General features: G+C 52.8%; 14 protein-coding genes. 8 read left to right on the top strand and 6 right to left on the bottom strand.

What is annotated here, in order from left to right; genetic code table 11:
- The 6 genes from NP596_RS10395 to NP596_RS10370 all read left to right on the top strand — a co-directional run.
- Positions 1-589 (top strand): ammonium transporter (locus tag NP596_RS10395; RefSeq protein WP_371927937.1); only part of this gene is annotated, 589 nt, incomplete at its 5' end.
- A 44-nt stretch (positions 590-633) separates the two neighbouring features.
- Positions 634-999, top strand: a complete 366-nt coding sequence (locus NP596_RS10390; protein WP_256615285.1) for a hypothetical protein — start codon at positions 634-636, stop codon at positions 997-999.
- A gap of 152 nt (positions 1,000-1,151) precedes the next feature.
- Entirely contained in the window at positions 1,152-2,219 is a 1,068-nt protein-coding gene (gene glnL / locus NP596_RS10385; RefSeq protein WP_256615284.1) for a nitrogen regulation protein NR(II), read from the top strand.
- Positions 2,220-2,266: 47 nt separating this feature from the next.
- The gene (ntrC, locus tag NP596_RS10380; protein WP_256615283.1) at positions 2,267-3,682 is read left to right on the top strand and encodes a nitrogen regulation protein NR(I); all 1,416 of its coding nucleotides are present in this window, start codon (positions 2,267-2,269) and stop codon (positions 3,680-3,682) included.
- Between the two features lie 96 nt (positions 3,683-3,778).
- Positions 3,779-5,137 (top strand): P-loop NTPase family protein, encoded by a 1,359-nt coding sequence (locus NP596_RS10375; RefSeq protein WP_256615282.1) that lies wholly within the window; start codon positions 3,779-3,781, stop codon positions 5,135-5,137.
- Positions 5,138-5,289: 152 nt separating this feature from the next.
- A complete protein-coding gene (locus tag NP596_RS10370; RefSeq protein ID WP_256615281.1) occupies positions 5,290-5,658 on the top strand; it encodes a hypothetical protein in 369 nt (122 codons plus the stop codon).
- Positions 5,659-5,818: 160 nt separating this feature from the next.
- Here NP596_RS10370 and NP596_RS10365 read toward each other — a convergent pair whose 3' ends face one another.
- The 3 genes from NP596_RS10365 to NP596_RS10355 form a co-directional block, all read right to left on the bottom strand.
- Positions 5,819-6,100, bottom strand: a complete 282-nt coding sequence (locus NP596_RS10365) for a hypothetical protein (RefSeq protein ID WP_256615280.1) — start codon at positions 6,098-6,100, stop codon at positions 5,819-5,821.
- A 219-nt stretch (positions 6,101-6,319) separates the two neighbouring features.
- Complete coding sequence (gene glgB / locus NP596_RS10360; protein WP_256615279.1) at positions 6,320-8,536, bottom strand: 1,4-alpha-glucan branching protein GlgB; 2,217 nt, start codon at positions 8,534-8,536, stop codon at positions 6,320-6,322.
- 112 nt (positions 8,537-8,648) lie between these two features.
- Positions 8,649-10,211, bottom strand: a complete 1,563-nt coding sequence (locus NP596_RS10355; protein ID WP_256615278.1) for a hydroxymethylglutaryl-CoA lyase-like TIM-barrel protein — start codon at positions 10,209-10,211, stop codon at positions 8,649-8,651.
- A gap of 185 nt (positions 10,212-10,396) precedes the next feature.
- Here NP596_RS10355 and leuB point away from each other — a divergent pair, with 185 nt between their 5' ends.
- Entirely contained in the window at positions 10,397-11,503 is a 1,107-nt protein-coding gene (gene leuB, locus NP596_RS10350) for a 3-isopropylmalate dehydrogenase (RefSeq protein ID WP_256615277.1), read from the top strand.
- An 82-nt stretch (positions 11,504-11,585) separates the two neighbouring features.
- Here leuB and NP596_RS10345 read toward each other — a convergent pair whose 3' ends face one another.
- Positions 11,586-12,398 (bottom strand): DUF2066 domain-containing protein, encoded by an 813-nt coding sequence (locus NP596_RS10345; protein WP_256615276.1) that lies wholly within the window; start codon positions 12,396-12,398, stop codon positions 11,586-11,588.
- Between the two features lie 87 nt (positions 12,399-12,485).
- Between NP596_RS10345 and purM the strand changes: the two genes are divergently transcribed.
- A complete protein-coding gene (gene purM, locus NP596_RS10340) occupies positions 12,486-13,529 on the top strand; it encodes a phosphoribosylformylglycinamidine cyclo-ligase (protein ID WP_256615275.1) in 1,044 nt (347 codons plus the stop codon).
- Between the two features lie 154 nt (positions 13,530-13,683).
- Here purM and NP596_RS10335 read toward each other — a convergent pair whose 3' ends face one another.
- Positions 13,684-14,286: a hypothetical protein gene (locus tag NP596_RS10335; protein ID WP_256615274.1), complete on the bottom strand. Its 603-nt coding sequence runs from the start codon at positions 14,284-14,286 to the stop codon at positions 13,684-13,686.
- Positions 14,287-14,397: 111 nt separating this feature from the next.
- Positions 14,398-15,060 carry a PEP-CTERM sorting domain-containing protein gene (locus tag NP596_RS10330; RefSeq protein WP_256615273.1) on the bottom strand — a complete coding sequence of 221 codons (663 nt, stop codon included), beginning with the start codon at positions 15,058-15,060 and terminating at the stop codon, positions 14,398-14,400.
- Positions 15,061-15,286: the final 226 nt, after the last annotated feature.

Below are 15,286 nucleotides of genomic sequence, written 5' to 3'. Positions count from 1 at the left end.
CTGGCACGGCTTCAGCGCCGGCAGTGCCTTAATGGCCAACGGCGCCGCCGGCATCGCCATGCTGTCCACCCACATGAGCGCGGCGGCGGGCTCCCTGGCCTGGATGACCTTGGAATGGCTACGTTTCGGTAAGCCCAGCGGCCTGGGCCTGATCACCGGCATGGTGGCGGGCCTGGGCATGATCGCTCCTTCCGCGGGATTTGTATCCCCTTTGGGCGGACTGTTTATCGGCCTGACGGCCGGCGGTTTGTGTTTTTTTAGTCTGCACTGGATCAAGCGCCGCTTTGGCATCGACGACACGTTGGACGTATTCGCCATCCACGGCGTGGGCGGCATGGTCGGCTCGCTATTGACCGCTTTGTTCGCTTCCGAAGCGTTGGGCGGCATCGGCACCCTCGCGGAAAACGGTATCGGCGGCCAATTTATCGCGCAAGGCACCGGGGTTCTGGCAGTGCTGGTCTGGAGCGGCGGACTCAGTTTTGCCATTTTGAAAGTGCTCGACAAGACTCTGGGACTGCGCGTCGGTATCGGCGACGAAACGGAAGGCCTGGATATTTCGCAGCATAATGAACAAGGCTACAACCTGTGAGCCGCTCAGCCTTTAAAACCATAACCCATATCTAGGAGTCAGCCATGCGCGGATTCGGTAGCCTCTTCCCTGTAAAAGCCATCGCACTATGTTGGGGCTTTATCACGCTTGCAAGTTTTTCGAGCACCAGCCCGGCCGTCGATATCCATCAGGCATCCCAGCAGGTTAAAGCACGGTTTTGCAAGGATAATCTAACCATAGACCAAACGCTGGACAAATCGATAAAAAGCCATTCGCAACGGGACATCGGCTGGCGAGTCTTCGAAGAAGATGGCTATTACGATATTGAACGCGCCGTATTGATCAACAAAGCCATGGAGTTACGTTACCGTTGGCGGGTATTTGCGGACGGCAGCATGCAACCTCAAAACGAGCGCGCGGAAAACTTATGCCGGCAGGATGCGGGCTAAACGCACCAAAATAAGACGTCCTCGCCCGGCAACGCACCATCTTGGACAATTCGCTTTATTTTATGGTTAGCGATTGCCGCTCCCTCTCATTATCATGATTGGCGTGCAAATTGCTTTGGTTTTGGATAGCCGTTCTTAAACCTTATGTTGCTGTGTATAAAAAAATACTCGACCATCTTAATGAAGCGATCCTGCTGTTCGATCGGGATTTACGCTTAACCTACATCAATCCCGCCGGCGAAATACTGTTTGCCGACAGCGCCAAGCATTTGGTCGGCAACCTTGCGCAAAAGCTGTTTAAAACGGCCCACCACACCTTGTTCCGCGATTTATTGCTGCGTCTTAACCAAAACGAACCGCTGGTTGACAGAGAATTGATACTGGAATGTATGAACCAGTCCATCACGGTCAACATGAGCGCCACGCCGATTCTAGAAAACGGGATTCTGGCGGAAGTGTTGATCGAACTGCAACAAGTGGACCGGCATTTACGCATCACCAAGGAAGAACAGTTGCTGGCCCAGCAAAACACCAGCCGCATGCTGGTGCGCGGCCTGGCGCACGAAATCAAGAATCCGTTGGGCGGCTTGCGCGGCGCGGCCCAATTGTTGGATCAGGAACTGCAAGATCCGGAATTGAAGGAATACACCCAAATCATCATTGCGGAATCCGACCGGCTGCAGGAACTGATGGACAAAATGCTCGGCCCCAACAAACCGGCGCATAAACATCCGCTGAACATACACGAAGTGCTGGAACGCGTCAGACATTTGGTCGCCGTGGAAGCCGGCAGCAACATCAGCCTTAAAACCGATTACGACCCCAGCATTCCGGAGCTGTTTGCCGACAAGAACCAAATGATACAAGCCTTGTTGAACATCGTGCGCAATGCCATTCAAGCACTGCAATCCACGGGTCAAATTATTTTAAAAACCCGCATTCAGCGCCACATGACCATAGGCCGGAAACTCTACAAACTGGCGGTCAAAATCGACATTATCGATAACGGCCCCGGCATACAGCCCGGCCTGATGGGGCAAATTTTTTATCCGATGATTACCGGCCGCGCCGAAGGCACCGGCCTGGGGTTGTCCATCGCCCAATCCTTGATTAACCAGCACAATGGCTTGATCGAATGCGAAAGCGAACCCGGACACACGGTTTTTTCTATTTTTCTACCCATCATGGATCAGTCCGATAAAACAGCGCTCAGCCGTTGAAGGGCTTGTTTGGATAATGATGACCACCTTACGATATGGAGACGATCATGCCACTGCCAGATAAAGTCTGGATTGTCGATGACGACAAATCGATACGCTGGGTGCTTGAAAAAGCCCTGCAAAAAGCCAGCATCGAAACACGCTGTTTTTCCAATGCCGCCGATTTATTGAAAGAATTGGGGCGCGATCTGCCGCACGTCCTGATTACAGACATCCGCATGCCCGGCATGGACGGCTTTGAGCTGTTAAAGAAAATCCAGCAGGAGCATCCGTCCTTGCCGGTGATCATCATGACCGCGCATTCCGATCTGGAAAGCGCGGTATCGGCATTTCACGGCGGCGCCTTCGAATATTTGCCCAAACCGTTCGACGTCAATGAAGTCGTGGAAACAGTGCACCGCGCCTGCCTGCACAGCAGACAGCAAAACAACGTGCAATCGCCGCCGGAGGGCATGGGCGATACGCCGGAAATCATCGGCGAAGCGCCCGCCATGCAGGAGGTGTTCCGCGCCATCGGCCGGCTGGCCCGTTCGCATATCACCGTGCTGATCAACGGCGAATCCGGCACCGGCAAGGAATTAGTGGCCAAGGCCCTGCACCGCCACAGCCCGCGCGCGCAACAGCCTTTCGTGGCGCTGAACATGGCCGCCATTCCCAAGGATTTAATGGAATCGGAACTATTCGGCCACGAAAAGGGCGCGTTTACCGGCGCCCAGGCCCGCCGCATCGGCCGCTTCGAACAATCCAACAACGGCACTCTGTTTCTGGACGAAATCGGCGACATGCCGGCCGAATTGCAAACCCGCCTGCTGCGGGTATTGGCGGACAACGAGTTTTATCCCGTGGGCGCGCACGCACCGATCAAAGTGAACGTGCGCATCATCGCCGCAACCCACCAAAACCTGGAAGCCCTGGTTGCGCAAGGCCGGTTCCGCGAAGACCTGTTCCATCGCCTAAACGTGATCCGCATTCATATCCCCCCTTTGCGCGAACGCCGGCAGGATATCGGCTTGCTGATGCGGCACTTTCTCTATCAAAGCGCCAAGGAATTAGGCACGGAAGTCAAAACCCTGAAACCGGAGGCCGAGGCCTTTTTGAGCAACTTGCGCTGGCCGGGTAATGTCCGCCAATTGGAAAACACCTGCCGCTGGCTGACGGTGATGGCATCGGGCCGGGAAATTCATATCGAGGACCTGCCGCCCGAATTGAGCCAAAGCCCCGCCGAACCTCACGGCGAAACCGGACCGAACGCATGGGAAGATTTGCTGCAGGGCTGGATTAAGCAACAATTGGCCACCGGCAAGCATGACATCGCCAAACAGGCCATCGCCAGCGTGGAAACCCTGTTGATTCAAACCGCCCTGCAACATACCCACGGCCGCAAACACGAGGCCGCGTTGTTACTGGGTTACGGCAGGAATACCCTGACGCGCAAACTGAAAGAGCTGGACATAGAGGACTAACCGCGCCGCCATTTAGAATTTTTATCTGTTTAAAACATCGGTGTATACTCCCGTCACTTGAATCAACCATTTTCAACACGGCAGGGTTTAAATCTCATGGCAGATAAAACGGTAAGCAAACATCTGGTCAATCTTGAAAAACAATTTGCCACGACAGACCCTGTGTTGCAAAAAGCGGTGAAAGTGTTCCAGGAGCTGGACGAACTGGAATTCGAAATGGCGCTGATAGACCCCGAGGAAACCACCGCCCGCAGAAGCTCCTGGTGGCCTCTGATCAGCACCCTGGGCGGTTACTCGCCCGCCAAATCGGAATTTTTAAACCGCTTTCTCGGGGTAACATTACATACCACCCGGCACAAATTCACGGTCTTGCAATACACTCCGCAGACCACCAGCGCCACCCTACCCGGCACCGCGCTGGACGCCGACCACCGCCTGCCTTTTTATCAGATCAGCCGCGACATGGAGCAAACCAGCCCCGGCGAAGGCGGCAAGGTTAATAGTTACCTGGAATTGGTCACGGTCAACAGCGGCAAATTAAAGAACAAACTGATCGTCGACACCCCGGTATTGAACCCGGCCGCCGAAAACGCCGCTAACGGCTTATTGCGGCAGCATGTGATCGCCATATCCGATCTGGTGCTGGTGTTTACCGATTTGTTCGAAGCCGATCCGGAATTCAACAAAGACGTCGTCGCCGGCATCGTCAAATATCAGGACACCAACAAATTTTTGTTCGTCATCGATCATTCCGAGCTCAACCTGGACCCGAACAAATCGCAGGAAATTATCGCCGCCTGGCAGCGGCGTCTGGCCGAATTCGGCATTTTTACCGGCCACTACGTGGTGCTGTCGCAAAACGGCGACAATTCGCAAATCGAACAACGCATCAACAATCTGAATAACGACCGTTCCTACCGGATTTTAGAGTCGCTGGAAAACAGCATCCGCGCGGTCGACGATGTCGTGATGGACGAAGTGGAATCGGCATTGACCCTTTGGAAAGAGCGTTGCAATGCCACCACACTGATCGTCCTCAGCTTTATCATCATGCTGATCTTGTTTGCCGAAATCGCCGTCGGCATCTTGGACCTGTTTTTCGACCCCATCATCGGCCCGCTTATCGTGTTGGCCCTGGCGGCGATTCTGACCCCCATCCACATCATCGTCAGCCGGGTGCACGCCAAATTTATTATCAACCAACTGCATAAGCGCCAAAAGCAATTGAACCTCAGCGAGGATTTATCGGGCCTATTCGAAAAAAGCCTGAGCTTCTGGCGCGTGTTATTACCCATCACCCAACCGGTGGGTAAAACCAAGAAAAACCGCAAAAAATTGAACCACCTACTGGAACAAACCAAGGATTTGGTGCAGGCCTTGAACGACCAATTCAGCCGCAGCCAGTTTCAGGACTACCCATCCTCTTACGAGGTACAATCAGGCGAAGACTATTGATTATTTAATGCGTGGCCTTTATGGACATTATCAAACAGTATCTTGCTCTGTGTTGGTTCGATGTCTCACCGCTAGAGCTGCCCAGATCGGCATCATTTTTTAAAAAGAATTTAATTTTTAATTTTTTGATGTTCATGTTCATCCATTTCAATATGACGGATGATTTTGAGTCGATATCGGAAGTCTTTATCGAAACCCTGTTAAACCTGAGCTTCATCGCCCTGACGCTCTGGCTTAACCGCTCGATGCACACCTTTATTCAAGTGGCGTCGGCGATTTTGTTCTGCGAAAACTTCACCTCGCTGCTTATATTGCCCATCATGTTCTGGGCAACGGTGGCGGAAGACTGGTTGAGCTACGGCACGCTGCTGATCATCATATTGTGGAACTGGGCTTTGATCGGCGCCATTTTCAAAAAGATATTGGATATTAACGTGTTTGCGGGCTTGGTCATGTCGCTGTTTTACCTGTTGTTCAGCTTCGGCGGCGGCTTTGCCGTCAACAGTTTTTTGACCGGCTAAGCCCACCGTCCGCCCAGTAAAATCCCATCTTGATCGACCGCCCAAATCTTTCTTATTGGACGCGAGCGGGCATGCTTGATTATCGATCTTGTCCGGGGGCGCATGAATACAGGATTAACGAAATCAATGGAGGAGACCTCCATTGATTTCGAAACCATTATTATTCCTTTTGCTCGTCAACCGGCGCGGCGATCTCACTGGGATCTTTTACCTCAACAGGTGCTTGTGCCGCTGCCACGGCAGCCTTTTTCGCCTCTCTCTCGGCAGCCTTTTTTGCCAGCGCAGCCTTTTGTTCCGCGGCCTGCCTCGCGGCTACCGATCCGGTTTCCGCTTCGGCCAATACCATTTCGGTGCCAGCCTGGGTCAGTGCCGGCGTTAACAGCAGCGCTAATACGCAAACACATACCGCCGATCTAATTTCTTTTGTTTTGATATGCAACATAAACACCCCTTTTGGTCAAAATAGTTATTTCCAGATTGGTACAGCTCGGGAAGCCCCGACAAACGATAGAGTCGGACTGGATCGACCCAGCCCTACTCTCCCCCATCCTTATTGTAATTTCCCCACTTCTTACTCTTACACCATTAATTCGATCATTCATTGCCGAATTCGGTCAAAATCGACTCTGCCCACCCTACGTTGGTTTTGAAAGTCCACGGTTCAAACCGGGAGTTTTGTATTTTTTACTACCTTATCACTCTGTTTCGGTTTGAGTACGACGCCACCCAGCGGTGGCAATCGCAAACTAATGGAGTACGGCAGATTCATCCAGGGGATGGGATCGGCAGCGATTGATGTATTGAACACATTGCTACCGTCGTAGATATCGGCATCGGAATTGAAAATTTCTTGATAGTCGCCCTCGAGCGGCACGCCGATGCGATATTGCTCCCTGACCACCGGAGTAAAGTTGAGTACCACGACCAATTCGTCCGGACCGTCCTTGCGCCGGTAGCTGATCACGGATTGCTCGGCGTCGTGGCAATCTATCCAGTCGAAGCCTTGATGATCGAAATCGTGCTTATACAAAGCAGGATGGGCCTGGTAGACGGCATTTAAGTCTTTCACCAGCATTTGCAAGCCTTTGTGGTGCGGGTAATCAAGCACATACCAGTCCAGTTGGCGGCTGAAATCCCACTGGCTACCCTGGCCGAACTCGCAGCCCATGAACAACAGTTTTTTGCCCGGATAGGTGAACATCATGGTGTACAGCAGCCGCAGATTGGCGAAACGCTGCCATTCGTCGCCCGGCATTTTATTCACCATGGCGCCTTTGCCGTGCACCACTTCGTCGTGCGAAAAGGGCAAGGTGAAATTTTCGGTAAAGGCGTACAGCATGCCGAAGGTTAATTTATCGTGATGGTAGCGTCTGTGGATGGGGTCTTCCTGCATGTACTCGAGGATGTCGTTCATCCAGCCCATGTTCCATTTCATCGAAAAACCCAAACCGCCCACCCAGGTGGGCCGGGTCACGCCCGGCCAGGCGGTGGATTCTTCCGCCATCATCACCGTGCCCGGATGCTGCTGATGAGTAACCGAATTCAATTCCCTGAAAAAATCGATGGCCTCCAGATTTTCGTTGCCGCCGTATTGATTCGGTATCCATTCGCCGTCTTCGCGGGAATAATCCAGGTACAGCATGGACGCCACCGCGTCGACTCGCAAGCCGTCCAGATGAAATTCCTCCAGCCAGAAAATCGCGCTGGAGAGCAGAAAGTTTTTTACCTCGTTGCGGCCGTAGTTGTAGATCAAGGTACCCCAGTCGCGGTGTTCGCCCTTGCGCGGATCTTCGTGCTCATACAACGGCGTACCATCGAAACGGGCCAGAGCAAATTCGTCTTTAGGAAAATGCGCCGGCACCCAGTCCAGTATTACGCCGATGTGGTTTTGATGGCAGGTATCGATGAAAAAACGGAAATCGTCCGGCGCGCCAAAGCGGCTGGTGGGGGCGAAATAACCGGTGGTCTGGTAACCCCAGGATGCGTCCAAGGGATGCTCGGTGACCGGCATTAATTCGATATGGCTAAAGCCAAGGCCTTTGACATAATCGACCAGTTGGACGGCTTGCTCGCGATAGCTTAAAAAATTGCCTTCCGCATCCTGTTTCCATGAACCCAAATGCACTTCGTAGATCGACATCGGCTCATGCAGCCAGTCATGCCCGCCCCGGCCGTCCATCCAGGCTTGATCATTCCACCGGTAGCTTGCTTCCCGCACTACTATCGACGAGGTTTTGGGCCGCAATTCGAATTGCTGGCCGTAGGGGTCGGTTTTGGTCAGCACTTGGCCGCTATCGCGGTTCAATATCTCGAACTTGTACAGACAACCCGCATCCAGGCCGGGATAAAACAACTCCCAAATACCGCTACCGCCCAAGCTGCGCATCGGATGGCAGCGGCCGTCCCAGCGGTTGAAGTCGCCGACGACGCTGACGCGGCCGGCGTTGGGCGCCCACACGGTAAACAAGACGCCGGGAATATTATCGACACTGTGCAGGTGCGCGCCCATCTTCCGGTAAGCATGCCAGTGTTTGCCTTCGGCGAATAACTGTCTATCGAAATCCGGCAGCTGTACGCCGAAATCGTACGGGTCATAACCACCATGTTTGCCGCCGTCCTTATCGACCCAGTCCAGTTGGTAATGGCCGAATAAATCGCCGGGCTTGGCCAGGTATTCGAAAAAGTCGGTGCCGGGCAAGCGCGGAATTTCCGGTCCGCCGTTTGCAAAACCGACGGTTTCCGCGTAGGGCAAATAGAGTTTGATTTTTACAAATTGACCTTGCGGGTGACGACCCAAAACCGAGAAGGGATCATGATGCCGGGCTTCCTGGATTTTAATCGCATCGGCATCGAGCGTGACGGTTGATATATTTCCCATTTTGGCGCCTCAAGGTCAAAGGATAATGAGCCTTGATGTTACCAAATATACTTGCGGTTGATAGATTATTCTTCTATTGAAAACAATCTTGAAAGCGAGCGGCGGATAAACGCTAATGGATTGCAGCCATTTCATGCAGTTGAATATTGATAAGCTTGATTGCTGCCTGTATCCCGGCAAACACCTGGTTGACATGCACGCCGCGCGTTTTGCGCAACTCATTGCCGCAATCCCAGGTAATCACGCATTCGGTCAACGCGCTGGCGTGACCGCCCTTGGGAATGCGAATTTCATAATCGGCCAGAGCGGGCAAAGTGTAACCGTAATGGGAAAGAACCTTACCGATAGCGTCGATAAACGCATCGAAGCCGCCGCTACCGGCCCCGGTGGCCTGATGCTTCTCGCCTTTCACATCGACGCGCAGGCTGACGGTGGATTGCAAATCCATGCCGCTGTTGATGGCGCAAGCCAACAATTTGATGTGCTGGTAACTTTTGCTTTCCAATACGTCGGCGATGATAAACGGCAGATCGTCGGTAGTAATGGTTTGTTTGGCGTCGCCGATACTGACGATGCGCGCCAACACTTTTTTTTGATCCTCTTCGGAAAGATCCAACTCCAATTGTTCCAAGTTTTTTTTCAGCGAAGCCTTGCCGCTCATTTTGCCCAGCGCATAACTGCGGGTACGCGAAAAGCGTTCCGGCCCCAACTTGGTTTTATATAAACCGCCTTTTTGATCGCCATCGGCATGGATACCGGCGGTCTGGGTAAACACGTCGGCGCCGACTATCGGCGCGTTGGCGGCAATGCGTTTGCCGGAAAAATTTTCCACCATGTCGCTGATGCGCACCAAATGGCTTTCGTCTATAGCCAGCTCCATGCCCATTTTATCCCGCAATACCACCGCCACTTCGGCCAAGGAGGCATTGCCGGCCCGCTCGCCCAGGCAGTTGATGGTGCAATGCACCGCGCTGACGCCCGCGCGCACCGCCGCCATCACATTGGCGGTGGCCAGGCCGTAATCGTTATGCGGATGGAAATCGAAATGCAGCTCCGGATAACGCCGGCACATGTCGCCGAGGCTGCCGAACACCTCATCCGGCGCCATCACCCCCAAGGTATCCGGTAGCATGAAATGACTCACCGGGCTGTGTTGCACCTTATTCATAAAGCCGTACACATACTCCGGACTGTCCTTATAGCCGTTCGACCAGTCTTCCAGATACAGATTGATTTTCAGGCCCTGTTCGTGGGCATAACCTATGGTTTGCAGCACATCGGCGCAGTGTTGCTCCAGGGTTTTCCCCAACTGTTCCCGGCAGTGTTTCTCGCTTCCCTTGGCCAACAGGTTGATCACCCTGCCGCCGGTGGATTTGATCCAATCCACGCTACGGGTATGATCGACAAAACCCAGCACTTCGACACGCTCGGCAAACCCCTCTTCGGCCGCCCATCGATTAATCTGGCTGACGGCTTCTTTTTCGCCCTCCGAAACCCGCGCCGAGGCCACTTCGATGCGGTCGACCCGCAAAAACTGCAGCAAGGCCTTGGCGATGCTAACCTTTTCCATCGGCGTAAACGCCACGCCCTGGGTCTGCTCGCCGTCTCGCAGGGTAGTGTCCATCAGCTCTATCTTTCTGCTAGCCGCGGCGGCGGATAAATGTGGAATATTCATGATTGACCAATCTTTAAGCTAAGCTGGACATTTTCGCTTAAATGACGGGCGCTTGGCAACGCAAGGCCTTTTTCGTTCCGGGGCGTAAAAGGTCGCGGGTTTGTTTTCCGGCAACGCAGGAGGTTCAAAGTAAAGTAAAATGACAGGTTTAAAATGTCCAATCCATTAAAGAAACAAGCATACAAATGAAGCATTATAAAATCGCAATATTGGCCGGCGACGGCATCGGCCCTGAAATCACGCAAGAAGCCGTTAAGGTGTTAAAAGTCATCGAAGAACGTAACGACGTCACATTCGAATTGCTGCCCGCCGCATTCGGCGCTTGCGCGTATTTCGAATCCGGCTCGGCTTTTCCGCATCAAACCAAAGCCATTTGCGACGAAGCCGATGCCATTTTGAAAGGCCCGATCGGTTTGAGCCACGAAGACTCCAAACGCATTCCCATCGACGAACAACCCGAACGCGGCGCGCTGTTGCCGCTACGTCGGCGTTACAACACCTATGCCAACTTTCGTCCGGTGTCGCTGCCAAAATCCCTGGCGCATTTTTCGCCATTAAAAGCGGAAGTCATCGGCGAAGGCATTGATTTAGTCATCGTCCGCGAACTGGTCGGAGGCCTGTATTTCGGCGAGAAAGAAATGGGCGTCAACGATGCCGGTTTACGCTATGTGCGCGAAACCCTGGAATACGACGAAGCGCAAATTTATCAAATCATGCAGCAAGCCTTTAAACTGGCCAGTAAACGCCGGAAATTGCTGCACAATATTCATAAAAGCAACGTGCTGAAATCCAGCGTGCTGTGGAATGAAGTGATGGAAGAAGTGGCGAAAGAATATCCCGACGTGCAAGTCGTCAACATGTTGGTCGATGCCGCCGCCACCGCGCTGTGCCTGAAACCGACCCAGTTCGACGTGATGGTGATGGAAAACATGTTCGGCGACATCCTCAGCGACCAGGGCGGCGGTATCTTGGGCTCGTTGGGCTTGATGCCTTCTGCTTGTATCGGTCCCGATAAAGCTTATTACGAGCCCTCGCACGGTTCGGCGCCGGACATCGCCGGCAAAAACATCGCCAATCCGTATTCGATGATAGGTTCGGTAGCAATGATGCTGGAAAACAGTTTTGATATGGAAGCGGAAGCTAAAAACGTCTGGGCGGCGATGCAGGGCGTGTTTGCCGACGGTTATTCCACCGCCGACCTATCCAAACCCGGCAGCGGCGTGACCATGATCAGCACTGTCGAATTCGGCGACAAAGTGGTGGAAAAACTGCGGCAAATGCCTAAGGTTTGAGGATAGCCCGGAAAGGCCGCTTTGCTGCCGGCCTTTCCCCCCAACCGCCCGCCGGACCGCCTTATCTCGCTACTCCAGCCGATTACTCCGGCTTGGGCTTAACCCCGTAATAACCAGATAACACGTTATAAGCCCCGCGCATGCCTTCCTGCATGGCCGCTTTTAAAGGTAGGCAGTCGCTACTCCATTGCTTGATTTTATTGTCGAAATAAAAAGCCCAGTCGCCCTGCCAGCATTGGCCTTTTCCGGTGACCCTACCGGCCATGACCGCCGGCACTTCGTAGCGCGCGGACACAGCCAGCAAATTTCTGGAATCCGCCCCCAATACCTCGCTGACTGAAATCCGTTGCTGTTCCTCCAGATCGAGCATTGGAAATATGACCGGCACCCCCTTAATTTTGGCAGCCAGTGCCAACGCGCTTTCAAAATCTGGCATAGTCTCGGGGTTATAAAACTGCCGTTTGCCGTCTTCATCCACAACCAGCCAGACCAATGTATCCGGCCGGATTTCGCTCCAAATCCCGACCTGGCTTTTGCGCATGACTTCCAATAACTGGTCTTCATCGAACTCCACCCGGATTAAGCGGGCGTCGCCGGCGGAATATTCGTCGGCGGCGATTAAAGAATATTGAAATTGTTTGACGTAATGTTGGGCGCCGTTGAGAACTTCTTGCACCGCAGGGATTTTGGCAATGTCATCCGCCACCAACACCCTGTTCAATACCCCGTATAAAGCCTGTTTGATCGCTTGCTCCCTATCGGCGGCCGACTGGCTGTTGGCAATTAATTCAATTTCATACAAGCCTTTGACTTCTACAGCCCGCACCGGCGCCACGGTCAGGCAAGCTAGTAAAAATACCGGCAAACACGCTTGTTTTCCCTTTGTAAAAATCATCGTTTACAGCCTACCCTGACGGTGTATGAATTGGAACTATAGTACAATATCGGTTGATTCAACCTTAACTTTAGCAAGAGGCCCACATTGAGCGCAGATCAGCACGATAGCCTAAATTATAAGAGCGCGGGCGTCGACATTGCAGCCGGCAATGCGTTAGTCGACCGCATCAAACCTATCGCGGCCAAAACCCGCAACGCCGGTGTGATGGCCGGACTCGGGGGCTTCGGTTCGCTATTCGAACTCCCCCTGGACCGTTACAAAAACCCGGTTTTGGTTTCCGGCACCGATGGCGTCGGCACCAAATTGAAACTGGCGCTGGACCTGGACCTGCACAACACGATAGGTATAGACCTGGTCGCCATGTGCGTCAACGACATCATCGTACAAGGCGCCGAACCGCTGTTTTTTCTGGACTATTTCGCCACCGGCAAACTGGATGTCGATACTGCCGCAGCCGTCATAGAAGGCATAGGCCAAGGTTGCGAGCAAGCGGGAGCAGCGCTGGTGGGCGGCGAAACCGCGGAAATGCCCGGCATGTATAGCAATGGCGATTACGATTTGGCCGGCTTTTGTGTCGGTATCGTGGAAAAAGACCGCATCATCGACGGCAGCAAAGTCAAAGCCGGCGATAAATTGATCGGCATTGCCTCTTCCGGCCCGCATTCCAACGGCTATTCCTTGATTCGTAAAATCATCGAACGTAGTGGTTTGGCATTAACCGATTCCGTTAACGGCAAGCCATTGGGCCAAACCCTGCTGACCCCCACCCGGATTTACGTAAAACCGCTATTGGAATTACTCAGAAAAGTCGATGTGCATGCCATGGCCCATATTACCGGCGGCGGTATCACCGAAAACCTGCCGCGCGTTTTGCCGGAAAACTTGAGTGCCGAGATCAAACTGGCAACTTGGCAATTGCCGGACATATTCGCTTGGCTGCAACAACAAGGCAACGTGACCTTAGCCGACATGCTGCTTACCTTTAACTGCGGCGTCGGCATGATTGTTTGTGTCGACGCCGCCGATGAAGCCGCCGCCCTGGCCTGTCTGGCGCAACAAGGCGAAACGGTCTTTAGTCTGGGTGAAATAGTACCTATCAATGGTTCCGAGCGGGTTATTTATAGCTAAAGCACCGCCAGACACAACAAAAAAGGCCTTCAATTATGAAGGCCTCCAGTCTGCATTGAAGGGTTAACCGGCTCCGTTTGCAGGCTAAGTTGACTCGAGCCCCTGGCCCGGTCTCCGTATAACCGACACATACACAACTACTGGTATGGCCGCCTTAAACCGTTTTTTTCCGGGAAACGCCGATCAAGCCTAGCAACGCTGATCCCATCAAAAGATAAGCGGTGGGTAGTGGCACAGAGGTGACGGTTGCGCGCCTCGTTCCGTCCAGCAGCAATCTAAATTGCCCGTCCCACGCCAATGGCCCGCTGAAATTCAGACGTAAACTGCTGATGCTGGAAAATACATCGCTATTGGAAAAATCATCGAAATGGACCAGAAAATCGTCTACGCCGGTAAACGTTTTAGCGCCCGAACCGGCAACGCCGTTAACAATAATCTCGGCGCTAACATTCAAGTCAATTCTGGAAACTTCCAACAGAAGTCCCGTACCGAATTTCGTTAAATCAACCGGATCGAAGTTCCATAGGATAGAGGCCTGCCCTGCCGATGCGGGACCATTGTCGATTTTCAACAGCCCGTTTTGCGACTTGATAGTAATTTTCGACCCCGAATCGCTGGTAGTGGCTTCGCCAATAAAAGTGCGGGAAACATTCGATAAGCCGGTACCGGTAAGCACCGTTACAGTGTCGCTGGTTGCGCCCGGCTCGTCTCCTTCGTCATTGAGACGCTGATATTGGGAAAAATCATCCAGGGTCAAGACACCGGCAAAAACCACTTGACCGGTAAAGCCGTAGACCAATACCCAGCATATAGCCAGAGTTTGCAACATTCGATTACGCATTTTTCGTCCTGTGAGATTGTTTTATCGTTAATCCGCCAGCTTCGCGGCGTTCATTACAACACGGCAGAACCTCGATCGACCTAAAGCCGCCAAGCCCAACGTCAGCAGGAAAAGCGTTGAAGGCTCGGGCACGCTGTTGCTAGCCGCCGTCAACGGACCGAAGCGGGCATCCCAGCTTTGAGCGCCGCGAACATTAAGCCGCAAACTGGTCAGATTGTTAAAGGCATCGGGACTTGAGAATTGGGCAAATCCGATTCCATATAGGCTGTGGCCGCCCAGATTGGCGAAACCGAATACTGACGTTCCATTGGCAATCAACTCAATTTCCGAACTCAAATCGATAAAGTCGATATTGAACAAAAAACCATCGGCCATGGACGTCAAATTTATGTCATCGAAACTGTAGAAAATACTGGCGGTTCCGGTGGAATCGCTATCGTTCAAGATATTCAAAAAACCGTTCTTTATACGTACCTCGGTTTCAGCGTCATCCGGGGATGCGTTGGCGGTTATGGTACGGGTCAAATTATTCAACTGAGTTCCCGTAACAGCCACCGGACCCGTAGTACCGTTCAGGACAGATTGCGCCGTTGTAAAATCGTCGATCAATACCGCTGCCTGGGCATCGCCCATAACAACCGCCAATGCTAACAATGGCACTAATAAGGGGTTCCGTTTCAACCAGTTCAATGTCTTGCTCCGTATGAATAGTCTAAGATTTCCGGCAACCAGAAAATGCCGGACACCTCAACCATTAAGCACGTAACAAGCCATAAAGTTAATTTTTATTTTCAATCAAAATCTTACATATTTTTCGCCTGTTTTATAACTCCGCTCAATGCCATTTTTGTCAGCCGGCCTGCCAGCCGAGGCATCAGTATTTGGCAGTGTTCGGCGCCCCTCCCTAACGGAACGA

This window comes from Methylomonas rivi, assembly GCF_024505165.1.
Lineage (GTDB): Bacteria > Pseudomonadota > Gammaproteobacteria > Methylococcales > Methylomonadaceae > Methylomonas > Methylomonas rivi.
Note: the sequence above shows the minus strand (reverse complement) of the source record. Positions and strands in the feature narration are given on the sequence as shown.

Excerpts from the sequence above, each read along its gene's own strand:
- NP596_RS10390 (WP_256615285.1), top strand. The coding sequence starts at position 634 with ATGCGCGGATTCGGTAGCCTCTTCCCTGTAAAAGCCATCGCACTATGT.
- ntrC (WP_256615283.1), top strand. The coding sequence starts at position 2,267 with ATGCCACTGCCAGATAAAGTCTGGATTGTCGATGACGACAAATCGATA.
- NP596_RS10375 (WP_256615282.1), top strand. The coding sequence starts at position 3,779 with ATGGCAGATAAAACGGTAAGCAAACATCTGGTCAATCTTGAAAAACAA.
- NP596_RS10370 (WP_256615281.1), top strand. The coding sequence starts at position 5,290 with ATGACGGATGATTTTGAGTCGATATCGGAAGTCTTTATCGAAACCCTG.
- NP596_RS10365 (WP_256615280.1), bottom strand. The coding sequence starts at position 6,100 with ATGTTGCATATCAAAACAAAAGAAATTAGATCGGCGGTATGTGTTTGC.
- glgB (WP_256615279.1), bottom strand. The coding sequence starts at position 8,536 with ATGGGAAATATATCAACCGTCACGCTCGATGCCGATGCGATTAAAATC.
- NP596_RS10355 (WP_256615278.1), bottom strand. The coding sequence starts at position 10,211 with ATGAATATTCCACATTTATCCGCCGCCGCGGCTAGCAGAAAGATAGAG.
- leuB (WP_256615277.1), top strand. The coding sequence starts at position 10,397 with ATGAAGCATTATAAAATCGCAATATTGGCCGGCGACGGCATCGGCCCT.
- NP596_RS10345 (WP_256615276.1), bottom strand. The coding sequence starts at position 12,398 with ATGATTTTTACAAAGGGAAAACAAGCGTGTTTGCCGGTATTTTTACTA.